Consider the following 23,122-nt stretch of genomic DNA (forward strand, 5'->3'; position numbering starts at 1 on the left):
TGGCCTGCTTTCCAGGGCCTGGCCAGGCGCCGTTGTGCCAGCGCCGGTACGCGCCGGGGTGACACTTTGTGCCATTTGCGACACGTCACCCGGGGATGCATTGCAAAGGCCACCCGGGTGGAGGATGCTGGCGGGACGCTCCATCTGCGGAGAACTACAACAATGCAGAGCAATCATTTCAGTCGTCATGCCCAGCAAGTCCACACCGTCGCCCATGGCGGGGCCGGGGCGGGCGCTAGCGACCCGTCCATCGCCCGCTCCTGGCTACGCTGCCTGGAGGACTACCACCTCGACCCGGCGGTGATCGAGGCGCCAGTAGTGCTTGAGCACGGGCGCCTGCTGGAAAGCCGCGAGCGCCTGCGCCAGGTGCTGCAGATTGCCGACCATGAGATGAACAGCCTGCACCAGCAGCTATCCGGGGCCGGCCATGCGGTGCTGCTGACCGATGCGCGCGGGGTCATCCTCAACTGCGTCAGCGCCCCGAGCGAGCGGCGCAGCTTCGAGCGCGCCGGCCTGTGGCTGGGTGCCGACTGGAGTGAAGCGCGCGAAGGCACCAACGGCATCGGCACGTGCCTGGTTGAGCGCCAGGCCCTGACCATTCACCAGGACGAGCACTTCCGCGGCCGCCACACCGGCCTGACCTGCTCGGCCAGCCCGGTGTTCGACCCGCATGGCGAATTGCTGGCGGTGCTGGACGTGTCTTCGGCGCGGCCTGATGTTTCCCGGCAGAGCCAGTTCCACACCATGGCCCTGGTCAACCTGTCGGCCAAGATGATCGAGAGCTGTTATTTCCTGCGTCATTTCGAGCAGCAATGGCTGCTGCGTTTTCACCTGCAGGCGGAATCGGTCGGCCTGTTCAGCGAAGGCCTGCTGGCCTTCGACGGTGACGGGCGCATCTGCGCGGCCAACCAGAGCGCACTGAACCTGCTGGGCACGGTGCGTGGCGGTGTGCTGGGCAAACCGCTGGAGCGCTTCTTTGCCTGCAGCCACGACGAACTGTTCAGCCGGGCCACGCCCTCCGGCAGCACAGCCTGGCCGCTGCATACCCTGGACGGGCGCCAGGTGTTCGCCAGCCTGCGTGGCCAGGCCCGCGCGCCGGTATGGTCGGTGCCAGCCGCGCAGCCACGGCCGGCGCGGGAGGCCGAGCCGCTTGTCTGCCTGCTCGACCCGGCCTTGCAGAACGACTTCCGGCGCAGCGTGCGCGTATTCGATCGCGACGTGCCGTTGTTGCTGCGCGGCGAGACCGGTTGCGGCAAGGAGGCGTTCGCCCAGGCCGTGCACCAGGCCAGCGAGCGGCGCGGCAAACCGTTCGTCGCCATCAACTGTGCGTCGATCCCGGAGAGCCTGATCGAGAGCGAGCTGTTCGGCTATCGCGGCGGCAGTTTCACCGGCGCGCGCAAGGAAGGCATGCGTGGCAAGCTGCTGCAGGCCGACGGTGGCACCTTGCTGCTGGACGAGATCGGCGACATGCCGCTGGCCCTGCAAACCCGCCTGCTGCGGGTACTTGAAGAGCGCCAGGTGGTGCCGATCGGTGGCGAACCGCAGGCGGTCGACGTGCGCATCGTCAGTGCTACCCACCGCGACCTGCTGGAGCGGGTGGAGCAGGGTAGTTTCCGTGAAGACCTGTATTACCGCCTGAATGGCCTGGAAGTGGCGTTGCCGGCGGTGCGCGAGCGCAGTGACAAGGCGCAGTTGCTGGACTTTCTGCTGCGCCAGGAAGCGCAGGGGCAGTTGATCGACATCGAACCCAGGGCGCGCCAGGCGCTACTGGACTTTGCCTGGCCGGGCAACGTGCGGCAGATGCGCAATGTGCTGCGCACGCTGGTGGCGCTTTGCGAGGATAGCCGGATTACCTTGCCGGATCTCCCCGCCATGGTCCGCAACACACCGTCCCTTGCAGGAGCGGCCTTGTGTCGCGAGAGGGCCGCAGAGCGGCCCCAGGATCCCAACCCCGCAGCTCAAGCCGCCAGTGCTGCTGCGCAGCCCGATCGCGACACAAGGCCACCCCTGCAAGATGCGGAACGGCAAGCACTCATGGAGACCCTGGAGGCAAAACACTGGCACCTCACCCGGGTCGCCGAGCACTTGGGCATCAGCCGCAATACCTTGTATCGAAAACTGCGCAAGCACGGGATCACCAGGGCCGATTGAGCGAAACATCGTGTGCGATTTTTCTCGCCCTACGCTACCCTGCCTCGATGTTTTGCGAGGTCGACCATGCATATTCACATTCTCGGTATTTGCGGCACTTTCATGGGCTCGCTGGCGGTGCTGGCCAAGGAACTTGGCCACCGTGTCACCGGCTCTGACGCCAACGTCTATCCCCCGATGAGCACCCAGCTCGAAGCCCAGGGCATCGAGCTGACCCAAGGCTATGACCCGGCCCAGCTGGAGCCGGCACCGGACCTGGTGGTCATCGGCAATGCCATGTCGCGTGGCAACCCGGCGGTGGAGTACGTGCTGAACAAGGGCCTGCCGTATGTTTCCGGCCCGCAGTGGCTGGCCGACCACGTGCTGCAAGGCCGCTGGGTACTGGCCGTTGCCGGTACCCATGGCAAGACCACCACCAGCAGCATGCTGGCCTGGGTGCTGGAGCACGCCGGCATGAGCCCGGGCTTCCTGATCGGTGGTGTACCGCAGAACTTCTCGGTATCGGCACGCCTGGGCAACACCCCGTTCTTCGTGGTCGAGGCCGATGAGTACGACAGCGCCTTCTTCGACAAGCGCTCGAAATTCGTCCACTACCACCCGCGCACCGCGATCCTCAACAACCTCGAATTCGACCACGCGGACATCTTCCCCGACCTGGCGTCGATCGAGCGGCAGTTCCACCACCTGGTACGCACCATCCCCAGCGAAGGCCTGGTGATTCACCCAACCACCGAGCAGGCGCTGGAACGCGTGATCGGTATGGGCTGCTGGACCCCGGTGCAAACCACCGGTGAAGGTGGCCAGTGGCAGGCTCGCCTGCTGAGCCCGGACGGTTCGCGCTTCGAAGTGCTGTTCGAAGGCGAAGTGCAGGGCGTGGTGGACTGGGCGCTGACCGGCCAGCACAACGTCGCCAATGCCCTGGCAACCCTGGCAGCGGCCCGCCACGTCGGTGTGGTGCCGGCCATGGGCATCGAAGGTCTGAGTGCGTTCAAGAGCGTCAAGCGGCGCATGGAGAAGGTCGCCGAGGTGCAAGGCGTGACCATCTACGATGATTTCGCCCACCACCCGACCGCCATCGCCACCACCCTCGACGGCCTGCGCAAGCGCGTTGGCGAGGCGCCGGTCATCGCCGTGATCGAGCCGCGCTCCAATTCGATGAAGCTCGGTGCCCACCGTGACGGTCTGCCGGAAAGCGTCAACGATGCCGACCAGGTGATCTGGTACGCCCCGGCCAACCTCGGCTGGGACCTGGCCGCGACTGCCGCGCAGTGCAAGGTGCCGAGCGTGGTGGCCGACAGCCTCGAGGCGATCATCGAGCGGGTCAAGGGCCAGGCGCGCCCGGGCACCCACGTGGTGATCATGAGCAACGGCGGCTTTGGTGGCCTGCACGGCAAGCTGGCCGAGGCATTGCAGTGAACGGGCCGGAACGCATCACACTGGCGATGACTGGGGCGTCGGGCGTGCAGTATGGCCTGCGCCTGCTCGATTGCCTGGTGCGCGAGGACCGCGAGGTACACTTTCTGATCTCCAAGGCCGCGCAACTGGTGGTGGCCACCGAGACCGACGTGGTGCTGCCGGCCAAACCCCAGGCCCTGCAGGCCTTCCTTACCGAATACACGGGTGCCGCCGACGGGCAGATCCGGGTGTATGGCAAGGAAGACTGGATGTCGCCGGTAGCCTCGGGCTCCGGCGCGCCGGCGGCGATGGTGGTGGTGCCCTGTTCCACCGGCACCCTCTCGGCGATTGCCACCGGTGCCTGCAACAACCTGATCGAGCGTGCTGCCGACGTTACCCTCAAGGAGCGTCGCCAGCTGCTGCTGGTGCCGCGCGAGGCGCCGTTCTCCACCATTCACCTGGAGAACATGCTCAAGTTGTCGCAGATGGGTGCCATCATCCTGCCGGCATCGCCAGGCTTCTATCACCAGCCGCAGACCATCGACGACCTGGTCGACTTTGTCGTGGCGCGCATTCTCAACCTGCTGAACATTCCCCAGGACATGTTGCCGCGTTGGGGCGAGCACCACTACGGGGTGGATGATTGAGGCGCGCATTGTGCGGCTTGCTGGCGCTGGGGCTACTGAGTGGTTGCGCCACGGTGCGTACGCTGGATGCCAACAAGCCCGGGGCGCCGGTGGTGTATGCCGGCACCCGGTTGGACTTGTATGTCATGAATGGCGGCTGTTGCCCGCGGGATCATTATGGGGCTGATGCGCCGGCGTATCCGGGGCTGGATTTGCCTGGGAGCATGTTGCTCGACACCCTGTTGCTGCCGTTGTCGTTGCTGACCGCAGCAGGTGTGGGCTTCCAGGCCACCGGCGGCCTCTAGGTGGTACACCGGCCCCTGTAGGAGCGGCCTTGTGTCGCGATGGGCTGCAAAGCAGCCCCGGGGTTTCAGCGCAGATGCACAAATTGCCGGGGCCGCTTCGCGCCCCATCGCGACACAAGGCCGCTCCTACAGCAGCTGCAGGGCTATTACTTCTTGCCCAACCTGCGCAATTCATCCGACTCCACAATACGCACCCCGTCCTCTTCCTCCAGCGCCAGGCGCCACAACGCCCGGGCCAACGTGCAAGCCTCGATGCCCCGGTACTTCCCGGGTATCAGCTTGGAGAACGGCGAAATCAGCCGCTCGCCCAGCCGCGGCTCGATCCGCTCGCCCAGCAGCAATGACGGCCGCACGATGGTCAACTGCGGCCAATCCTGGGCCTTGAGCGCCTCTTCCATCTCGCCTTTGACCCGGTTGTAGAAGATCGACGATTTCGGGTCGGCGCCCAGCGCACTGACCACCAGCAGGTGCCGCGCGCCCATCTCGCGGGCACGCTTGCTGAACGCCACCACCATGTCCAGGTCCACCGCGCGGAAGGCCGATTCGGAGCCGGCCTGCTTCAACGTGGTGCCCAGGCAGCAAAAAGCGATATCAACGCGCCCGGCCAGTTGCGGAAGAAACATCGCCGGGTCACCCACCGGGTTTTCCAGGTGCGGGTGCTCGGCCAACGGCCGCCGGGTAGGCGCCAGTACGCGAGTGATGGTGGGCTCGTTGAGCAGGCGGTCGAGCAGGTGTTCACCTGTCAGACCCGTGGCACCGGCAAGCAGGACATGCTGAGGCGTCAAATACATGATGTCTCTCCCTCGTTACTCACAAGCTTAGTGGCTGCCGGGCGTTTTCGCCTGCGCCCCCACGTTGGCCCGTGCGGCATTACGTAATGCTTCTTCGGCCTGCTGCCGCCGCAGGTGCTGCCAATGCTCGAGCACCGACGGCGGCGCCCACAGCTGCGGTTCGGAGGCCTCGAAACCTTCCCTTTGTTCTCTTTCGGCAACACTGGCGCGCGCCAGTTCGAACGCTTGTTTCAAGTCATCGGTCTGGTTCAGCGCCTCGGCGAACAGGGCATCGCCGAAGTAGGTGAAATCGGCTTCTTCCGAGCAGCCGAAGGACACCCGATCGGCTCGCGCAGCGGTCATGATGACGGTGCGTTGATCCTTGAGCGGGGCGATGTAGCCCCCTGAATAGCAGGCGGATATGACGATTACCTTGTCGCGGTCTTTCAGCGGTGCCAGGGCGCTGGCGAGTTCGTCGGCGGACAAGTCGGCCAGCTGCAGGCGCGGCTGGTCGAGCACCAGCTGGTGGTCCTGGCTGCCGTGGCTGGTGAGGTAGATGAACACCAGGTCTTCGGGGCCGCTGCGCTCGGCCAGGGTGCGGGCGGCGCGGGTGAGGTTCTCGCGGGTGGCCATGGGGCGGGTGGCCATGTGGTCGCGGTGGTTGACCAGGGTTACCTGGCCCCAGGCACCAAAGCGCACCTTGAGCATGTTGCTGACGTAGTCGGCCTCGCGCAGGAACACGCTCTGTTGGCCATCGCCAGCGACCACCAGGCTGTACAGCTGGATGGGTGGCGCCGAGCGGGGCACCTGCGCCAGCGCCTGGTCCAGCAGCCGGCCCTGGTTGAGCAAGGCCAGGTCCAGCGGGTCGGGCAGCAGCTTGCCGTTCTGGTCGCGTACGCGCACGCCGTTGGCCCAGGTGCCGCTTTCCACCTTGCCGCTGGGCAGAATCAGCCGGCCCTGACCGTGGTAGGCATCGTCGAGGAAGCCGCCGATGTACTTGCTGCCATCGGCCAGTTGCAGGCTCCCCTGGCCCGACATGCGCCAGTCGACGAAGGTGCCCTTGTAGTGGCTGCCGTCGCTGCCCAGCAGCTCGCCGTCACCGACCAGGGCGCCATCCTTGAACTGGCCGATCCACACATCGCCATCGGCGTTTTCATAGCGGCCACGGCCTTCCAGGCGGTTGTCCTTGAACTCGCCGATATACTGCTCGCCGTCGACGCTGTCATAGGTGCCGCTGCCTTGCAGTTGGCCATTGACGAAGCGGCCGCTGAACTGGTTGCCGCTGGCATCGCTGCGCACCCCGGCGCCATTGGGCTTGCCTTTGGCGAACAGGCCCTGGTAGCGGCTGCCATCGGCCAGTTCCAGTTCGCCGGCGCCTTCGTACAGGTCGTCCTTGAACTGGCCACGGTAGGTCTGGTCGGCCTGCTTGAGGGTACCTTCACCGTCGCGCCGGCCATGGCGGAAGGTGCCGGCATAGTGGCTGCCTGGGGTGGTCAGCTCACCCAGCCCCTGGAACAGCCCGGCGGCAAACTGCCCGCGATACACCTCGCCATTCTGGCCGTGCCATTCGCCCTGGCCGTGCCACTGGCCGTCCTTGAAGCCGCCGGCGTACCAGCTGCCGTTGGGGTAGTCGATACGGCCCTCGCCTTGCAGCAGCCCATCGACTACCTGCCCCCGGTAGCGTCCGCCGTCAGGCAAGCGCGCATCGGGCGGCAGCAGCGATTCACCATCGCCACAGGCGGCGAGTAGCAGGACCAGGGAGAAGGGGAGCAGTAGACGCATGGCGAGGACCGGGCAATAGGTCTGCCGAGTATGCCGCAGAATGGGATCCCGAAACAGCGAGTGGATGAGCCGGCACATTCCCCTGTGGCAGCGGGCATGCCCGCTGCCACAGGATCCACGTTGCCTTGGCGGCAATCAGCGCAGGCCCGGCGACACGATGATCTTCACGTTCTCCTCCTTGTTGTTCACCAACTCCTCGAAGCCCAGCTCGACGATCTGCTCCAGCCCGATCCGCCCGGTCACCAGGGGACGGATGTCCAGCCTGCCATCAGCGATGAAGGCAATCACATCAGCGAATTCGCCGTTGTAGGCCAGCGCCCCCAGCACCTGCTTCTCGGTGGACACCAGCTCGAAGAAGTTGAACTCGCTAGGCTCCTCGAAGATGCCCACCATCACGCATTTGCCGGCCTTGCGGATGGTGTCGATGGCCAGCTTGGCGGTGTGCTTGTTGCCAATGCACTCGAAACTCACATCCGCACCCAGCCCGGCGGTAAGCGCGCGGATCTCCGCGAGGGCGTCGCACTGGCTGGGGTCGAGCACCACGCTGGCGCCGACTTCCTTGGCCTTGGCCTTGCGCGCCGAAGACATTTCCAAGGCGATCACCTGCGCCGCTCCGGCAGCCCTGGCGCACATGATGGTGCACAGGCCGATGGTACCGGCGCCGACCACCACTACAGTCTGGCCCAGCAGGCTGCCGGCCTTTTTCACCGCATGCATGCCCACCGCCAGCGGCTCGATCAGCGCCCCGGCTTCGGCCGGGAAACCCTGCGGTAGCCGGTACAGCAAGTTGGCCGGCACGTTGACCAGCTCGGCAAACGCGCCGTTGTTCATCAGGCCGGTGAAGGCCAGGCGTTCGCAGATGTTGTACATGCCATGGGTGCAGTAGTAGCAGGTACCGCAATGCTGGCAGGCGTCCGCCGCCACCGGGTCACCGACGGCAAAGCCTTGCACGCCTTCGCCCAGCTTGGCGATCTGGCCGCAGAACTCGTGGCCGAGGATGCACTGGCCCTGGATGCCGGTCAGCGGGTGCGGTGCCTCGACCGGGATGAACACCGGGCCGGCGACGTACTCATGCAGGTCGGAGCCGCAGATGCCGCACCAGTCCACCTTGATCTGCACCCAACCGGGTGCGGGGTCGGCTGGCAGGGGTACCTGTTCGACGCGGATGTCGTTGCGGCCATGCCAGACGGCCGCGCGCATGTGGGTGTGGCTCAGGTCGTTCATTGTGTTTTTCTCCAGGCTCACGGAAAGGGCTCAGTGCTTGCGCAGGAAGGCGAGCAGCTGCTGGTTGACCTGTTCGGCCGCTTCCATCTGCACCATGTGGCCGGCCTCCGGCAGTACCAGCACTTCGGCTTCCAACCCTTCGGCATGGCTGGCCGGGATGATCGCGTCCTTGCCGCCCCACACCACCAGTGCCGGGTGTTGCCCCAGCACCCCGCGCAGGTCGTGGCGCTGCCGGTCACCGTCAGCGAGTGCCGCCGCCAGCTGCTGCAGGGCCTGCTCGACCCCTTCCAGGCGCTTGAACTTGAGCATGTCTTCGAGCATCTGGCGGGTGACCAGCGCCGGGTCGGCAAACAGTTGCACCATCTGGGGCTTGAGCGCGTTGCGGTTGGCCGCCGCGACGAAGCCTTGCAGGTACTGGCCGTTGATCGCTTCGCCCAGGCCGGCACTGGCCACCAGGCTCAGGCTGGCCACCCGCTGCGGCGCCAGGCGCGCGACGTTCAGGCTGACCGCGCCGCCCATGGAATGGCCGGCCAGGTGGGCCTTGGCGATGTCCAGGTGGTCGAGCAGGGCCAGCACGGTTTCGCTCAGCTCATCCAGGTCGCCGCGCTGCAACGCCTTGGCCGACTCGCCATGCCCTGGCAGGTCGAGGGCGATCACCCGGCGCTCGGCCGCCAGCGCCGGGTGGTTGAACAGCCAGTTGTTGAGGTCGCCACCAAAGCCGTGCACCAGCACCAGCGGTGTGCCGCCTTCACCCAGCTCGAACCAGCGCAGCTGCCGGCCAGCCACTTCAGCCTTCTGCGGTGCCGGGCCCTGGGCGTGCTCGGCGCCACCGTCGGCGACGAACTCGGCCTGGAAGCGTTGCACCACCGCATCGATCTCGGCTTCCTCGGCTTCGCCTTCCACCACCACTGCCAGCAGGGCGCCGACCGGCAGGGTTTCATCGGGCTTGGCCACCTGGCGACGCAGCACGCCGCTGAACGGGGCTTCGACGCTGCTGCTGATCTTGTCGGTCTCGACGTCCAGCACCTCGTCACCCTTGTTGATCGCGTCGCCTTCCTGCTTGAGCCAGGTGTCGACCCGGCCTTCGGTCATGGACAGGCCCCACTTGGGCATGGTCAGGGTATGGATCTGGCTCATGCGGCACTCCTTGCAGCTTCGATAACCTTGCGCACGGCGGCCTCGATCTTCGCCGCGTCAGGGATGTACAGGTCTTCCAGGGCGTCGGAGAACGGCACTGGGGTGTGCGGTGCGGTGACCATTTCGATCGGCCCCTTGAGCGCGCCGAAGGCCTTCTGCGCGACCAGGGCGCTGATGTCGGTAGCCATGGAGCAGCGCGGGTTGGCTTCGTCGATCACTACCAGGCGGCCGGTCTTTTCCACGCTCTCCAGGATGCTGTCTTCGTCCAGCGGGCTGGTGGTGCGCAGGTCCAGCACCTCGCAGTCGATGCCCTGGCGGGCCAAGTTGTTGGCGGCTTCCAGCGCCACGTGCACCATGCGGCCATAGGTGACCAAGGTCACGTCGTCGCCATCGCGCAGGAAGTTGGCCTCGCCGAACGGCACGCTGTACACCTCTTCCGGCACCTCGCCCTGCATGCTGTAGAGCAGCTTGTGCTCACAGAAGATCACCGGGTCGTTGTCGCGGATCGCCTGGATCAGCAGGCCCTTGGCATCGTATGGCGAGGACGGGCACACCACTTTCAGGCCAGGGATGTGGGTCCACAGCGAGGTGAGCATCTGCGAGTGCTGGGCCGCCGCGCGCAGGCCGGCACCGTACATGGTGCGCATCACCAATGGGGTGACCGCCTTGCCACCGAACATGTAGCGAAACTTGGCTGCCTGGTTGAGGATCTGGTCCAGGCAGCAGCCGGCGAAGTCGACGAACATCAGTTCGCACACCGGGCGCAGGCCCTGGGTGGCCGCGCCGACGGCAGCACCGACGTAGCCGATTTCGGACAGCGGCGCGTCGAGCACGCGCCCCGGGAACTGGTGATACAGGCCCTTGGTCACGCCCAGCACGCCACCCCAGGCGTCGTCCTCGCCCGGTGCACCGGCACCGCCGGCGACGTCTTCGCCAATGATGAACACGCTGTCGTCGCGGCGCATTTCTTGGGCCAGGGCTTCGTTGATGGCCTGCTGGTAGCTGATCTTTCTTGCCATGGTGGTTCTCCTGTTGTTCTTGTAATCCGCAGCTCAGGGGTAGGCGACGTAGACGTCGGTGAGCAGGTCGGCGGGCTGTGGCTTGGGATCGGACTTGGCGCGGCGCACGGCGTCTTCGATCAGGTCCTCGACACGGGCGTCGATGGCATCCAGCTGGGCGGCCGTGAGCAGGCCGGCGCGGGTGGTCTTGTTGCGGAACTGCAGCAGGCAGTCGCGGGACTCGCGCAGGTTCTTCACCTCATCGGGGGCGCGGTAGGTTTGCGCATCGCCCTCGAAGTGGCCGTAGTAGCGGCTGAGCTTGACCTCGATCAGCGATGGGCCTTGCCCGGCACGGGCACGTTCGATGGCGGCACCGGCAGCCTCGTACACGGCAAAGAAATCGAAGCCGTCGATGGTGACGCCGGGCATGCCGAAGCCGGCAGCGCGGTCGGCGATGTGGTCGCAGGCCACCGACCAGGTCGAGGCGGTGGCTTCGGCGTAGCCGTTGTTCTCGGCGACGAAGATGCACGGCAGGTTCATGATCGACGCCAGGTTCATGGCCTCGAACACTGCGCCTTCGTTGGAAGCGCCGTCGCCGAAGAAGGCCACCGACACATCGTCGCGGCCCTTGATCTTGGCCGCCAGCGCCGCCCCGGCCACCAACGGTGCGCCGGCACCGACGATGCCGTTGGCACCGAGCATGCCTTTTTCCAGGTCGGCGATGTGCATCGAGCCGCCCTTGCCGCCGCAGACGCCGGTCTTCTTGCCGTAGATCTCGGCCATCATGCCGTACACGTCCACGCCCTTGGCGATGCAGTGGCCGTGGCCGCGGTGGGTCGAGGCGATGCAATCGCTGTCGCGCAGGTGGGCCATGACCCCGGCGGCGGAAGCCTCTTCGCCGGCATACAGGTGCACGAAGCCAGGAATCTCGCCGGTGGCGAACTCGACGTGCAGGCGTTCTTCGAAGGCACGGATGGTGCGCATCACTTCATAGGCATGCAGCAGTTGTTCGGTACTGAGTTGATTGGACATCTTGTTGTTCTCCGGGGTTGTCTCAACACGGGTTTGCAGGGTGCAGCCGGTGGCCACGGGGCACGGCCAGCAGGTGATGGCGGGCGGCATGCGCCAGTACGGCCTCGACGTCCACGCTCAGTGGGCCTTGGTGGTCGAGGGTGATGGTGGGGCTGTCGTGCTCGGCGAATTCGATCTCGCGCTCGCCGTCCAGGGCCAGGGTGCCGCTGGCCAGGCTCAGGCGATGGGCGACACCGGGGCTCAGGGGGCCGCTGGCGGTGATGCCACAGCCTTGCAGCAGGCCGGGCGCCAACGGTGCCAGCAGGGCCTGGTCGGCAGCGGGGTTCAGGCGAACCCAGGCGCCGTGCGGGTCCTGCCGGGAAACCGGGCACCACAGGCCACACAGCGCCGAGAGGCCGATGGCATGTGGCTCGGCGAAACAGGCGAACACTTCGCTCAGGTCTTCGCTGCGGCTGAGCGCGCGGGCACCGATGAAACGCTGGGGCGACACCGCCACCTCCACCAGGGCCCATTCGGCAAGCCGTTGTTCGGGCACTGTCACCAGCAGGCGCTTGTTGCGGCGTAGGCCGATGCTGGCGGGCACCCGGCCGCTGGCGAGCAGGCCGCCGGCCAGGCCGGCACTGGTGGCTTCGCGCAATTCGGGGAAGGCATTGTTGGTGCCGGTGGACAAGGTCAGCAGCGGCACGTCGCCGGCTTCGGCGGCGACCGCCTTGTGCGTGCCATCGCCGCCGAGCACGGCGATCATCGCCACGCCGCGTTCGACCATGCGTCGGGTGGCTAGGCGGGTATCGGCAACGGTCTGGGTCAGTGGCAGGTCGAGGATCTCGATGGTCGGCCAGTGCTGGTCGCGGGCGACCGGGCCCTGGCTGGCCTTGAGCACGGCAGCGGCGATGCCGGTCATGTCGCTGGGCAGCAGCACCTGGCCGATACCGGTGGCACCGAAGGCGGCGAGCAGGCGCTGGATCGCCGAGGCCTTGTCGGTGCTCGAATAGAGCCCGGCATTGGCAGTCAGGCGGCGCAGGTCGCGGCCAGAGGCAGGGTTGGCAATGATCCCGACAGTCGGGACGGGTAGCGGCATGGCGCACCTCGTTTCTTGTTTGCCAGTGCCGGAGCAAGCGCGGTGCCAGTTTTGTTTAAGTTGGCTGGAATGGCCGGGCCAGAGCGGTTTCGTTGCGCCAAGGCGGGCGTGCATGGCCAGGCCGGCGAGACGCCGGGTGCCAGCCGCGCAATGGCCTGGCCGAGACGCTGAGACGCTGCGTCTCAGGCCGGCCGGTAATCACTCAGTGCTTGTCGGGGCATGCCCGGAGGCGCTTAATGGCCGGACAACGATAAAAACAGCAACGAGAACCGGAGGGCCTGAATGCTTGCCGCGAACTCCCGAGCCCATGTCGATTGCGTCAGCCGGGTGCTGAAGAATGCCGATCGCCTACCGCAGGCGCCGGTGCCACCGCTGATCCTCGATTCATGGCGCCGTTCCATGGAGCTGTACCGTCTCGACCCCGCTTCCCAGCAGGGGCCGCGTATTCTTTCCCAGAGCCTGCTCAACGAATGCCGCGAACGGGCCGAGCTGTTCCTGCGCATCGCCAGCGATGCCGTTGCGCGTCTGCATGAGCGGGTGCGCGGGGCCGATTATTGCGTACTGCTCACCGACGCCCAGGGGCGCACCATCGACTACCGGGTCGAGTCGGCCATCCGCAACGACTGCCGCAAGGCCGGGTTGTACCTGGGCACTTGCTGGTCCGAGGGTGAGGAGGGCACTTGCGGGGTAGCCGCGGTGCTCACCAGCAAGGCGCCGGTCACGGTGCACAAGCGTGACCATTTCCGCGCTGCGTTCATCGGCCTCACCTGCACCGCGGCGCCGGTGTTCGACCCGCTGGGCGAGCTGCTGGGCGTGGTCGATGTGTCGGCCTTGCAGTCACCGGACGACCGCCGCAGCCAGCACCTGATCCGCCAGCTGGTCGAGCAGACCGCGCGCGAGATCGAAAACGCCTTCTTCATGCACAGTGCCCAGGGCCATTGGGTGATGCGCGCCCATGGCACGCCGGGCTATGTGGAAAGCCAGCCCGACTACCTGCTGGCCTGGGATGCCGATGGCCGCCTGCAGGCCATCAACAGCCTGGCACGGGCGCGCCTGGTGGAGCGCCTGGGGCGGTTGCCCGAGCACATTGGCGAGTTGTTCGACATCGACCAGTTGCGCCGAGTCAATGGCGCATCGGCCCAGCGCCTGCCGGGGCTGGGCGGGCTGTATGGGCGGGTCAGCGCGCCACAGCAGCGCCAGCGCGCGCAGCCCTTGCGCCAGGCCCAGGACGCCCGCATCGAGCAGCACCTGCGGCTGGCCACGCGGGTCAAGGACTGCAACCTGGCGGTGCTGGTGCAGGGCGAGACCGGGGCTGGCAAAGAGGTGTTCGCCCGCCAGTTGCACCAGCAGAGCCTGCGCCGTGACGGCCCGTTCGTCACCCTCAACTGCGCGGCCATTCCGGAAAGCCTGATCGAGAGCGAACTGTTCGGTTATGTTGCCGGGGCGTTCACCGGGGCCTCCAGCAAAGGCATGCAGGGCCTGTTGCAGCAGGCTGACGGCGGCACGTTGTTCCTCGACGAGATTGGCGACATGCCAGTGAACCTGCAGACCCGCCTGTTGCGCGTGCTGGCCGAAGGCGAAGTGGCACCGCTGGGCGCTGCGCGGCGGGAGCGGGTGGACATCCAGGTGATCTGCGCGACCCATCGCGACCTGGCGGCGATGGTCAAGGAGGGGCGTTTCCGTGAGGATCTCTACTTCCGCCTGGCCAACGCCCGCTTCGAGTTGCCACCGTTGCGTGAGCGCGAGGACCGGCTGGGATTGATTCACCAGTTGCTGGCCGAGGAAGCCGCGGCCTGCGGGGTCGAGGTGGTACTGGCGGATGATGCGCTGCAGGCGCTGTTGCTGTACCGCTGGCCGGGCAACCTGCGCCAGCTGCGGCAGGTTCTGCGTTATGCCTGTGCGGTGAGCGAAGGCGGGCAGGTGCAACTGCAGGACTTGCCGCAAGAGGTGCGCGGCGATGCGGTCGCTTGCGCTGACAGCGTGGTGTCCTGCCCGGCCCGGCAGCTGTTGCTGGATGCGCTGATCCGCCATCGCTGGAAGCCGGCCGATGCGGCGCGGGCTTTGGGGATTTCGCGGGCGACCTTGTACCGGCGGGTGCATGAACATCACATCGAGATGCCGCGGATGAAAGGCTAAGCCTCGTCGCGGCCTCTGTAGGAGCGGCCTTGCGTCGCGATGGGCCGCGCAGCGGCCCCAGGATTTCAGCTTCGCCGCAGATATTGCCGGGGCCGCTTCGCGCCCCATCGCGACACAAGGCCGCTCCTACAAGGACCGCGACGAAGTCCTTGCAGGCAATAAAAAACCCCGGCACAAGTCCGGGGTTTCGGTACATCACACTACACGATCACTCCTGGTTGGCCAGTTTGTGCTCGAGGTAGTGAATGTTGACGCCGCCTTTGCAGAAACCTTCATCACGCACCAGGTCGCGGTGCAGCGGGATGTTGGTCTTGATGCCGTCGACGACGATCTCGTCCAGGGCATTGCGCATGCGCGCCATGGCTTCGTCGCGGTCCTTGCCGTAGGTGATCAGCTTGCCGATCAGCGAGTCGTAGTTCGGCGGAACCGAATAGCCGCTGTACAGGTGCGAATCGACGCGCACGCCGTTGCCGCCCGGGGCGTGGAAGTGCTTCACCTTGCCAGGGCTCGGGATGAACTTCTTCGGGTCTTCGGCGTTGATACGGCATTCCAGCGCGTGGCCACGAATAACCACGTCTTCCTGGCGGAACGACAGCTTGTTGCCAGCGGCGATGCTCAGCATCTCCTTGACGATGTCGATACCGGTCACCATCTCCGACACCGGGTGCTCAACCTGCACACGGGTGTTCATCTCGATGAAGTAGAAGCGGCCGTTCTCGTACAGGAACTCGAAGGTACCGGCACCACGGTAGCCGATCTCGATGCACGCATCGACACAGCGCTTGAACACTTCCTGACGGGCTTTCTCGTCGATGCCCGGGGCTGGCGCTTCTTCCAGTACCTTCTGGTGACGGCGCTGCAGCGAGCAGTCACGGTCGCCCAGGTGCACGGCGTTGCCCTGGCCGTCGGACAGTACCTGCACTTCCACGTGACGTGGGTTGGTCAGGAACTTCTCCAGGTAGACCATCGGGTTGCCGAAGGCAGCACCAGCTTCGGTACGGGTGAGCTTGGCCGAGGCGATCAGGTCCTCTTCCTTGTGCACCACGCGCATGCCGCGACCACCACCGCCACCGGCGGCCTTGATGATCACCGGGTAGCCGACGTCACGGGCAATCGCCAGGGCGACTTCTTCGTCTTCCGGCAGCGGGCCATCGGAGCCCGGTACGGTCGGTACGCCCGACTTGATCATCGCGTCCTTGGCCGAAACCTTGTCGCCCATCAGGCGAATGGTGTCGGCTTTCGGGCCGATGAAGGCGAAACCGGATTTTTCCACCTGCTCGGCGAAGTCGGCGTTTTCCGCCAGGAAGCCGTAGCCCGGGTGGATCGCGGTGGCGCCGGTGACTTCGGCGGCAGCGATGATCGCCGGGATATGCAGGTAGGAATCCTTGGACGATGCAGGGCCGATGCAGACCGACTCGTCTGCCAGGCCCAGGTGCATCAGTTCACGGTCGGCAGTGGAGTGCACGGCGACGGTCTTGATACCCAGCTCTTTGCAGGCACGCAGGATCCGCAGGGCAATTTCCCCGCGGTTGGCGATCAGGACTTTTTCGAGCTTCCCAGACATCGTTGGCTCTCCGCGATTCAAACGATGGTGAACAGCGGCTGGTCGAACTCAACCGGCTGGCCGTCTTCTACCAGGATGGCGTCGATGACACCGCCAACATCGGCTTCGATGTGGTTCATCATCTTCATGGCTTCGACGATGCACAGGGTGTCGCCTTTCTTCACGCTCTGGCCCACTTCAGCGAAGTTCGGCGAGGTTGGCGAAGGCTTGCGGTAGAAGGTGCCGACCATCGGCGAGCGGATCACGGTGCCTTTCAGGGCTGGTGCAGCGGCAGCGGCTTCGGCGGCCGGGGCAGCAGCAGCGGCAACCGGGGCAGCGGCAGGCGCAGCGGCTACCGGGGCCGGTGCGAAGTACTGCTGGGCAGCAGGGGTCTTGCTGTGGCGGCTGATACGGACCGACTCTTCGCCTTCCTTGATCTCCAGCTCGTCGATGCCAGACTCTTCCAGCAGCTCGATCAGTTTCTTGACTTTACGGATATCCATTAATCATCAACTCCCAAAGGTTCGGTCAGGGGGCGAAATTACAAAAAACGTATCTGAAACGTTTCTCTCGAACCCTGGCCCCGAGGCCAGGGTTTTCATCATTTGGGCTGTGCGTTGGCAGCCAGTTGTTCCAGCGCGGACTCCAGGGCCAGGCGGTAACCGCTGGCGCCCAGGCCGCAGATCACCCCTACGGCAACATCGGAAAAGTAGGAGTGATGGCGGAACGGTTCGCGTTTGTGCACGTTGGACAGGTGCACTTCGATGAATGGGATGCTCACCGCAAGCAACGCGTCACGTAATGCAACGCTTGTGTGCGTGAAAGCAGCCGGATTGATCAGGATGAAGTCCACACCCTCGTTGCGTGCGGCGTGAATACGGTCGATCAGTTCGTACTCGGCGTTGCTCTGCAGGTATTGCAGATGGTGGCCTGCGGCGCGGGCACGTTGCTCCAGGTCCTGGTTGATCTGGGCCAGGGTCACGGCGCCGTAATGGCCAGGCTCGCGGGTACCGAGCAGGTTGAGGTTGGGGCCGTGGAGCACCAGTAGCGTTGCCATCTGCGATTCCTTGGATTTGTAGGGCAATTCGACACAGCGCGGCGAGTGTGCCGCAAAGCGACAGCGAGTGTCCAGTTCCCGGCAATAGGCAGCACGATGTCCGAGATTCGCGCGAGATATGTGACCAGATAACTAGATCCAGTCACTGATTTTCGGTTTTTCACCGCGCGCGAGAAGTTATAGACCGACTTTGCCGCGTACGCGTGTAAGAATTTGCGCAAATTCACTGGCGTTTAGCTCGCCAATGACCCGATCAGCGGTGATTTCGCTGCCGTTCGCGGCGAAGAACAACAGGGCAGGGGGGCCGAACAGTTGGTAGCGGTCGAGCAGCGCGCGTTGTTCGGCATTGCTGGCGGTTATGTCGAAACGCAACAACTTGAAGCCGGCCAGTTGGGCTTGTACCTGCGGCGCGGTCAGCACTTCGCGCTCGATCACCTTGCAACTGATGCACCAGTCGGCATACCAGTCCAGCAGTACCGGTTGCCCGGCGGTCTTGGCCTCGGCCAGGGCGGCGTCCAGTGCAGCCGGGGTGGTCACGGTGTGCCAGCTATCCGCGGCAGCCGCCGGTTTGCCGCCAGCACTGGCAAGGGCCGGCGGTGGCAGCGGGCGCAGCGGGTCGCCCTGGCCACTGAGCGCGCCGTACCAGCAGGCCACGGCATACACCAGCAAAGCCAGGCCGAGCAGTTGCGCCAGGCGCTGGCGCGGGGACTTGACCACGAACTCCAGGGCGCCCAGGAACAGCGCCACCCCGGCGGCCAGGAAACCGACCAGCAGCAAGGTCAGCGGGCCCGGCAGCACTCGGCTGAGCAGGCCGATGGCCAGGCCCAGCAGCAGCACGCCAATGGCGTTTTTCACCGTGTTCAGCCAGGGGCCGCTTTTCGGCAGCCAGGCCGCGCCGCCGGTGGCCACCAGCAGCAGCGGTGCGCCCATGCCCAGGCCCAGGGCAAACAGCTTGAGGGCGCCGCCCAGGGCATCACCACTGGCGCTGATGTACAGCAACGCACCGGCCAGCGGGGCTGAAACACACGGCGAAACCAGCAGGCTGGAAAGCACGCCCAGTATCGCCGCGCCCAGCAGCGAGCCACCCCGGGTGTGGTTGGCGACATTATTCAGGCGCTGATTGAGCGCCTGCGGCAGCTTCAGTTCGAACAGGCCGAACATGGCCAGGGCGAACACCACGAAGAACAGTGCGAAGGGCACCAGCACCCAGGCCGATTGCAGGCGTGCCTGCAGGTTCAGGCCGGCGCCGAACAGGCCCATCAGGGCGCCGAGGACGGCAAAGCTGGCCGCCATCGGCAACACGTAGGCCAGTGACAGGGCCAGGCCGCGCAGGCCGCCGGCCTGGCCGCGCAGCACCACGCCGGAGAGGATCGGCAGCATTGGCAGTACGCAGGGGGTGAAGGTGAGGCCGACCCCGGCAAGGAAGAACAGCAGCAGCGACTTCCAGCTCCAGCCGTGCTCGGTGCTGGCCGGTGTGTTCGCACCGGCTTCGCCATCGATGCTCAGGCGTGCGGTTTCCGGTGGGTAGCACAGGCCTTTGTCGGCACAACCCTGGTAGCCCACCAGCAAGGTGAAGGCGCGCGGGTCGTTGCGCGGTAGTTCGATGTCGAGCACGCCATGGTATACCTCGACATCGCCGAAGAATTCATCGTGCTTGGCCTCGCCCTTGGGGATATTCGGCGTGCCCAGGGCGACGTCGGCCGGTTCCGTACGGAACTGGAAACGGTGGCGGTAGAGGTAATAGCCATCGGTGGCGACGAAGCGCAGCTTGATGGTTTGCGCATCGGCCTGGATCAGGTTGAGCTTGAACGCTTCGTGTACCGGCAGGAAGTCGGCGTTGTTGGACAACGAAGCGGCGCCGAGGGTGGCGCTGGGGCGGTTGTCGAGCAGGCCCGTGGCGAAGGCGGGGCTGGCCAGCAGCAGGAACAGCAGGAAAAACAGGCGGCGCATGGCGGACTCGCGAGGTCGAACGTGCCGGGCATGATAGCGGAGTTGGTGCAGGTTGGGGCCATGCTGACGGCGGGGGCGACACATGGCCGCTGGCTGATTTGCTGCCTGTGCCGGCCTCTTCGCGGGTAAACCCGCTCCCACCTCGAGCGCATGGACCTCAAGCCATACGCTATCCCTGTGGGAGCGGGTTTACCCGCGAAGAGGCCAGTACAGGCCAACCTAGACTCTGAAGGCCCGCACTGCCCGGTTCAGTTCACCACCAAGACTCAGCAGCTGCTCGCCTTGCTCACGCCCTTCGCCAATGCGTTGCAGGTTGTCCTCGCCCAGCGCATGAATGCGTTGGCTGTGGTCGCGAATTTCACTTACCGCGCCACTCTGCTGCGCCGTGACGTCGGCAATCCGCACCGCAGTATCCGCGATGGTGCGGATGGCACTGACGATCTGGTCCAGCGCCCCGTCTGCGGCCTGGGCCTGGCTGGCGGTGGCCTCGGCATGTTCGAGCTGCGCACGCATGCCGGCCACCGAGCCTCTGGCGGCCTGCTGCAGGCGGTCGATCAGTGCCTGGATTTCGCCGGTTGCCCCAGTGGTGCGCTGCGCCAGCGAACGCACCTCATCGGCCACCACGGCAAAACCACGGCCCATCTCGCCAGCACGCGCGGCTTCAATCGCGGCATTCAATGCCAGCAGGTTGGTCTGTTCGGCAATCGAGCGGATCACCGTCAGTACGCCACCAATGGTGGCCGACTCTTCCGCCAGTTGCTCGATCATGCGGGCGTTGCCCTGCACTTCATCGACCAGTGCGCGCAAGCCCGACAGGCTCTGGCCAATCACCGTCTGGCCCTGTTCCACCGCGCGGCCGGCATCGCGGCTGGCGTCGGCGGCGGCGCTGGCGTCACCGGCCACCTGCTGGATGGTCGCTTCCAGTTCACCCAGGGCATCGCGAATCTGCCCGGTGTCACCCGCCTGGCGTTCGGCACCGTCATGCAACGCGGCACTCATGCCGGCAAGGGCATGGCTGCTGCCGGCCACCTGTTCGGCGTTGTGGCGGATGGTGCCGACCAGCTCCACCAGGTACTGGCGCAGGCGGTTGAGCGAATCCTGGATGTCGTGCAGTTCGCGGTTGGTCTTGCCCAGCGTGATGGGCTTGGCGAAGTCGCCTTCGGCCCAACGCGACAGGGCCGGGGCCAGGCCGGTCAGGGTGCGTGCCAGGCGCCGTTGCAAGGTGTCGACCAGCAGGGCGATGAGCAGGATCAGGGCAATCATCAGGCCCTGGATGATGCGTACTTCGGCGGCGATCTTCGCGTGCTGGCTGCGTACTTCTGGCTCCAGCGCGGCGATGGCCTGCTGCACCGCTTGCAGACGCTGACCGGTGCTGGCGGCCAGGGCTGCTCGGCGCTCGATCTGGTCGCGGGTGCGCTGCAGCTCGGCCGGGTAGCGGCTGAGCAGGCTTTGCAGCTCACGTTTCAGGCCAATTGCGGTGTCTTCCTGCTGGGCGCTGGCCTGGGTCTCCAGGCCCATCATGGCCGCAAAGTCGTCGGCGCCGGATTCGGCAGGACGGGTTACCCCAAGCAGTGGCAGGCTGTCGATGACCTGGGCCTGGGCGCGAATCCGCTGCAGCTCGCGCTCGACTTCGTCGGCCAGTTCCGGGCGACTGCTGCTGACCAGCTTGTCCCGTGCCAGCGAAAGGCGACCGAGGTGCACGGTGGCCTCCAGCAGGGGCTGGAGGTAGCGGTTGGCGTCGGCGCTGGCGCTGTCACGCACGTAATCAGCCAGTTGTTCGAAGTTGGCCCCCAGCTCCCGCTCGGCCTGCAGCAGCAGCGCCTGTGGGTCGCCGGCCAGCTTGCCGGCAGCAAGCAGTTCCTCGGCGGTGAAGGCCTGCAGGCTGTCCAGGCTGGGGCGCAGCTGGTCGGCCAGTCCTGCGGGCCATTCGGCCAACGCCGCTTGCAGTTGCTGGTTGGCCTCCAGGGCCGCTGCGTGGCGCAGGGCATCGCCGCTGGCCAGGTAGGCCTGGATGTTGCCTGCCGTCTGGTGCTGGAACTGCTGGGACAGGCCCAGGTAGTGCTCCATCAATTGATAGGGGCGCTCCAGGGCCCGCTGCGACCACCACAGGGTGGCGCCCAGGGCGATACACACGGTTACCAGCAACAGGGTGTTGAAATTGGTCAGCCACTTCAGGCGCATAGCCGCGAGCTTCCTGCGGGAGGAGAGAGTCGGTGGCTGAAGTTATGGCGGTTGTGTGACGGAGTGATGACGAAAGGGGCTGGTGTCAGATAAAAAAGTGGCACTGTGCCTGTATCTGTATTGCCTGTACTGGCCTCTTCGCGGGCTCGCCCGCTCCCACAGGCTATCTACCAGTCCTGAATGCAGCGTAATCCCTGTGGGAGCGGGCGAGCCCGCGAAGAGGCCGGTACAGGCGATGAGCAACTCAGGGCTCTACCCGCACCACGCAATTACGCCCGGCATGCTTGGCCCGGTACAGCGCCTCGTCTGCCGCACTGGCCATGGTCAGTGCATCCAGCCCGTCGTCCAGCTGCACCACCCCGGCACTGAAGGTGCAGCGTAGATCCTGCGGCTGGGCCGGGTAGAGAATTTCGGCAAAGCGCCGGCGGATTTCGTCCAGCACCTTGTGCGCCGCGTGCAGCGCGGTGTTGGGCATGACGATGGCGAACTCTTCGCCACCATAGCGGCCAATGAAGTCGGTCTTTCGCAAGCGCTGCTTGAGAAACAGCGCCAGGCTCTTGATCACGCGGTCGCCCATCGGGTGGCCGTGGCGATCGTTGATCTTCTTGAAGTGGTCGATGTCGAGCATGGCGAAGCTCAACGGTTGCTGCTCACGCCGGGCGCGGAAGCTGCAGTCTTCAAGCAGTTGCAGGATATGCGTGTGGTTGTACAGCCCGGTCAGGCTGTCGCGCACCATGCGCGCCTTCAGGTGCCTGGCACGGGCGGCCCGGTTGCGCACCGTGGTGATCAGCTGGCGTGAGCGAAACGGCTTGGTCAGGAAATCATCACCGCCTTCACTCATGGCATCCAGCTGCTTGTCCAGGTCATCCTCGGCAGACAGGTAGATGATCGGCACGCTCACGTAGCGGTCGCTGTGGCGGATGACCTTGGCCAGCTCGGGGCCGGTGCAGGCGGGCATGTACAGGTCGAGGATGATCAGGTCGGGCTGGAAGTCGGCCAGTTCGGCCATGGTGCGGATGGGGTCGGTCAGGCTGCGGGTGAGCATGCCGGCACTGCTCAGCACCTTCTCGGTGTGCAATGCCTGGGTGCGCGAATCGTCGATGATCAGCACGCGCAACGGGTCGTGCGGGGTGGCGTTGGTCAGCCGCTCGACCTTTTCCAGCAGGCTGGAGGCTTCCAGGGTACCGGTGAGAAAGTCCTGGGCCCCGGCGCGCACGGCGGCCAGGCGCGTCGGGGTATCGGTTTCGTGGTGGCTGAAGAACAGCAGCGGAATGTGGCGGGCCAGCCCCTGCTGGACCTGGGCCGCCAGCAGCAGGCCTTGGCCGGCGCCGTTGAAATCGACATCCATGACGATGGCCGAGGGAGGGTATTCGGCGATCGAGGCGTGGAATGCCGACGTGCTGGCCAGCGCCTGCACCACCAGGCCAAAGAATTCCAGTTGCTGGGCCAGGCGCTGGGCACGTTCGTGGTCCTGCAGCAGGATGTACACCGGCTTGCGGATGGGCGATGGCAGCAACTGGCCGAGCGGGTCGTCCTTGCGCAGGCCGCTACGCGTCAGCTGTTGGGCGGGGCACTGCGGGCTCGGCTCGACTGCTTGGCTCATGTCCTGGCTACTTTGTAGGGGTGGGAGGTGCAGAGGCGATGATGGCTCTATGCTAGCAGTTCTTTGCCGGTGCGGGAGTGCTCTGTATCAACAAAGCGGGCAGAACGAATATTCAGTTGCCGACCGATTGGTCGCTTATGCGTAAGGCGGTGTC

Annotated in this window: 18 protein-coding genes; 5 read left to right on the plus strand and 13 right to left on the minus strand. The window is 65.7% G+C overall.

Annotated features, from left to right (window positions below):
• Positions 1 to 162 precede the first annotated feature (162 nt).
• From HG549_RS02965 to HG549_RS02980, 4 genes are all read left to right on the plus strand, one after another.
• Positions 163 to 2,151 carry a sigma-54-dependent Fis family transcriptional regulator gene (locus HG549_RS02965; protein WP_170028083.1) on the plus strand — a complete coding sequence of 663 codons (1,989 nt, stop codon included), beginning with the start codon at positions 163 to 165 and terminating at the stop codon, positions 2,149 to 2,151.
• A 66-nt stretch (positions 2,152 to 2,217) separates the two neighbouring features.
• The gene (gene mpl / locus HG549_RS02970; protein ID WP_170028084.1) at positions 2,218 to 3,567 is read left to right on the plus strand and encodes a UDP-N-acetylmuramate:L-alanyl-gamma-D-glutamyl-meso-diaminopimelate ligase; all 1,350 of its coding nucleotides are present in this window, start codon (positions 2,218 to 2,220) and stop codon (positions 3,565 to 3,567) included.
• On the plus strand, positions 3,564 to 4,193 hold the full coding sequence (ubiX, locus tag HG549_RS02975) for a flavin prenyltransferase UbiX (RefSeq protein WP_170028085.1): 630 nt from the start codon (positions 3,564 to 3,566) through the stop codon (positions 4,191 to 4,193). Before mpl ends, ubiX begins: the two co-directional genes overlap by 4 nt.
• Positions 4,190 to 4,477 (plus strand): YceK/YidQ family lipoprotein, encoded by a 288-nt coding sequence (locus HG549_RS02980; protein WP_170028086.1) that lies wholly within the window; start codon positions 4,190 to 4,192, stop codon positions 4,475 to 4,477. The genes ubiX and HG549_RS02980 overlap by 4 nt, the downstream gene beginning before the upstream one ends.
• A 146-nt stretch (positions 4,478 to 4,623) precedes the next feature.
• Here HG549_RS02980 and HG549_RS02985 read toward each other — a convergent pair whose 3' ends face one another.
• From HG549_RS02985 to HG549_RS03015, 7 genes are all read right to left on the minus strand, one after another.
• Positions 4,624 to 5,268 (minus strand): oxidoreductase, encoded by a 645-nt coding sequence (locus HG549_RS02985; protein WP_170028087.1) that lies wholly within the window; start codon positions 5,266 to 5,268, stop codon positions 4,624 to 4,626.
• 27 nt (positions 5,269 to 5,295) lie between these two features.
• The gene (locus HG549_RS02990) at positions 5,296 to 7,029 is read right to left on the minus strand and encodes a C13 family peptidase (RefSeq protein ID WP_170028088.1); all 1,734 of its coding nucleotides are present in this window, start codon (positions 7,027 to 7,029) and stop codon (positions 5,296 to 5,298) included.
• Positions 7,030 to 7,164: 135 nt separating this feature from the next.
• Positions 7,165 to 8,229 carry a 2,3-butanediol dehydrogenase gene (locus tag HG549_RS02995; RefSeq protein WP_225931952.1) on the minus strand — a complete coding sequence of 355 codons (1,065 nt, stop codon included), beginning with the start codon at positions 8,227 to 8,229 and terminating at the stop codon, positions 7,165 to 7,167.
• Between the two features lie 54 nt (positions 8,230 to 8,283).
• Positions 8,284 to 9,390: an acetoin dehydrogenase dihydrolipoyllysine-residue acetyltransferase subunit gene (locus HG549_RS03000; RefSeq protein ID WP_170028090.1), complete on the minus strand. Its 1,107-nt coding sequence runs from the start codon at positions 9,388 to 9,390 to the stop codon at positions 8,284 to 8,286.
• The gene (locus tag HG549_RS03005; protein WP_170028091.1) at positions 9,387 to 10,409 is read right to left on the minus strand and encodes an alpha-ketoacid dehydrogenase subunit beta; all 1,023 of its coding nucleotides are present in this window, start codon (positions 10,407 to 10,409) and stop codon (positions 9,387 to 9,389) included. The genes HG549_RS03000 and HG549_RS03005 overlap by 4 nt, the downstream gene beginning before the upstream one ends.
• Positions 10,410 to 10,442: 33 nt before the next feature.
• Positions 10,443 to 11,420 (minus strand): thiamine pyrophosphate-dependent dehydrogenase E1 component subunit alpha, encoded by a 978-nt coding sequence (locus HG549_RS03010; RefSeq protein WP_170028092.1) that lies wholly within the window; start codon positions 11,418 to 11,420, stop codon positions 10,443 to 10,445.
• A 22-nt stretch (positions 11,421 to 11,442) separates the two neighbouring features.
• Complete coding sequence (locus tag HG549_RS03015) at positions 11,443 to 12,498, minus strand: ATP-NAD kinase family protein (RefSeq protein WP_170028093.1); 1,056 nt, start codon at positions 12,496 to 12,498, stop codon at positions 11,443 to 11,445.
• A gap of 282 nt (positions 12,499 to 12,780) precedes the next feature.
• On the opposite strand from HG549_RS03015, the gene HG549_RS03020 reads away from it, so the two are divergent.
• Positions 12,781 to 14,634, plus strand: coding sequence for a sigma-54-dependent Fis family transcriptional regulator (locus HG549_RS03020; protein ID WP_170028094.1), 1,854 nt, complete (start codon positions 12,781 to 12,783; stop codon positions 14,632 to 14,634).
• A 208-nt stretch (positions 14,635 to 14,842) separates the two neighbouring features.
• Here the strand turns inward: HG549_RS03020 and accC are convergent, their stop codons facing one another.
• The 6 genes from accC to HG549_RS03050 form a co-directional block, all read right to left on the minus strand.
• Entirely contained in the window at positions 14,843 to 16,198 is a 1,356-nt protein-coding gene (accC, locus tag HG549_RS03025; RefSeq protein ID WP_170028095.1) for an acetyl-CoA carboxylase biotin carboxylase subunit, read from the minus strand.
• 17 nt (positions 16,199 to 16,215) lie between these two features.
• On the minus strand, positions 16,216 to 16,680 hold the full coding sequence (gene accB, locus HG549_RS03030; RefSeq protein ID WP_170028096.1) for an acetyl-CoA carboxylase biotin carboxyl carrier protein: 465 nt from the start codon (positions 16,678 to 16,680) through the stop codon (positions 16,216 to 16,218).
• Between the two features lie 98 nt (positions 16,681 to 16,778).
• Positions 16,779 to 17,234, minus strand: coding sequence for a type II 3-dehydroquinate dehydratase (gene aroQ, locus HG549_RS03035; protein ID WP_003255330.1), 456 nt, complete (start codon positions 17,232 to 17,234; stop codon positions 16,779 to 16,781).
• A 177-nt stretch (positions 17,235 to 17,411) separates the two neighbouring features.
• Positions 17,412 to 19,184 (minus strand): protein-disulfide reductase DsbD, encoded by a 1,773-nt coding sequence (locus tag HG549_RS03040; protein WP_170028097.1) that lies wholly within the window; start codon positions 19,182 to 19,184, stop codon positions 17,412 to 17,414.
• Positions 19,185 to 19,403: 219 nt separating this feature from the next.
• Positions 19,404 to 21,365: a methyl-accepting chemotaxis protein gene (locus HG549_RS03045; RefSeq protein WP_170028098.1), complete on the minus strand. Its 1,962-nt coding sequence runs from the start codon at positions 21,363 to 21,365 to the stop codon at positions 19,404 to 19,406.
• A 244-nt stretch (positions 21,366 to 21,609) separates the two neighbouring features.
• Positions 21,610 to 22,968, minus strand: coding sequence for a diguanylate cyclase (locus HG549_RS03050; RefSeq protein ID WP_170028099.1), 1,359 nt, complete (start codon positions 22,966 to 22,968; stop codon positions 21,610 to 21,612).
• Between the last annotated feature and the right edge of the window lie 154 nt (positions 22,969 to 23,122).

This window comes from Pseudomonas sp. SK (assembly GCF_012975065.1).
In the GTDB taxonomy this organism is placed as follows: Bacteria; Pseudomonadota; Gammaproteobacteria; order Pseudomonadales; family Pseudomonadaceae; genus Aquipseudomonas; species Aquipseudomonas anuradhapurensis.

What these genes read in the sequence shown, in the direction of transcription:
- HG549_RS02965 (WP_170028083.1), top strand. Translation starts at nt 163, where the DNA reads ATGCAGAGCAATCATTTCAGTCGTCATGCCCAGCAAGTCCACACCGTC.
- mpl (WP_170028084.1), top strand. Translation starts at nt 2,218, where the DNA reads ATGCATATTCACATTCTCGGTATTTGCGGCACTTTCATGGGCTCGCTG.
- HG549_RS02985 (WP_170028087.1), bottom strand. Translation starts at nt 5,268, where the DNA reads ATGTATTTGACGCCTCAGCATGTCCTGCTTGCCGGTGCCACGGGTCTG.
- HG549_RS02990 (WP_170028088.1), bottom strand. Translation starts at nt 7,029, where the DNA reads ATGCGTCTACTGCTCCCCTTCTCCCTGGTCCTGCTACTCGCCGCCTGT.
- HG549_RS02995 (WP_225931952.1), bottom strand. Translation starts at nt 8,229, where the DNA reads ATGCGCGCGGCCGTCTGGCATGGCCGCAACGACATCCGCGTCGAACAG.
- HG549_RS03000 (WP_170028090.1), bottom strand. Translation starts at nt 9,390, where the DNA reads ATGAGCCAGATCCATACCCTGACCATGCCCAAGTGGGGCCTGTCCATG.
- HG549_RS03005 (WP_170028091.1), bottom strand. Translation starts at nt 10,409, where the DNA reads ATGGCAAGAAAGATCAGCTACCAGCAGGCCATCAACGAAGCCCTGGCC.
- HG549_RS03010 (WP_170028092.1), bottom strand. Translation starts at nt 11,420, where the DNA reads ATGTCCAATCAACTCAGTACCGAACAACTGCTGCATGCCTATGAAGTG.
- HG549_RS03015 (WP_170028093.1), bottom strand. Translation starts at nt 12,498, where the DNA reads ATGCCGCTACCCGTCCCGACTGTCGGGATCATTGCCAACCCTGCCTCT.
- HG549_RS03020 (WP_170028094.1), top strand. Translation starts at nt 12,781, where the DNA reads ATGCTTGCCGCGAACTCCCGAGCCCATGTCGATTGCGTCAGCCGGGTG.
- accC (WP_170028095.1), bottom strand. Translation starts at nt 16,198, where the DNA reads ATGTCTGGGAAGCTCGAAAAAGTCCTGATCGCCAACCGCGGGGAAATT.
- accB (WP_170028096.1), bottom strand. Translation starts at nt 16,680, where the DNA reads ATGGATATCCGTAAAGTCAAGAAACTGATCGAGCTGCTGGAAGAGTCT.
- aroQ (WP_003255330.1), bottom strand. Translation starts at nt 17,234, where the DNA reads ATGGCAACGCTACTGGTGCTCCACGGCCCCAACCTCAACCTGCTCGGT.
- HG549_RS03040 (WP_170028097.1), bottom strand. Translation starts at nt 19,184, where the DNA reads ATGCGCCGCCTGTTTTTCCTGCTGTTCCTGCTGCTGGCCAGCCCCGCC.
- HG549_RS03045 (WP_170028098.1), bottom strand. Translation starts at nt 21,365, where the DNA reads ATGCGCCTGAAGTGGCTGACCAATTTCAACACCCTGTTGCTGGTAACC.
- HG549_RS03050 (WP_170028099.1), bottom strand. Translation starts at nt 22,968, where the DNA reads ATGAGCCAAGCAGTCGAGCCGAGCCCGCAGTGCCCCGCCCAACAGCTG.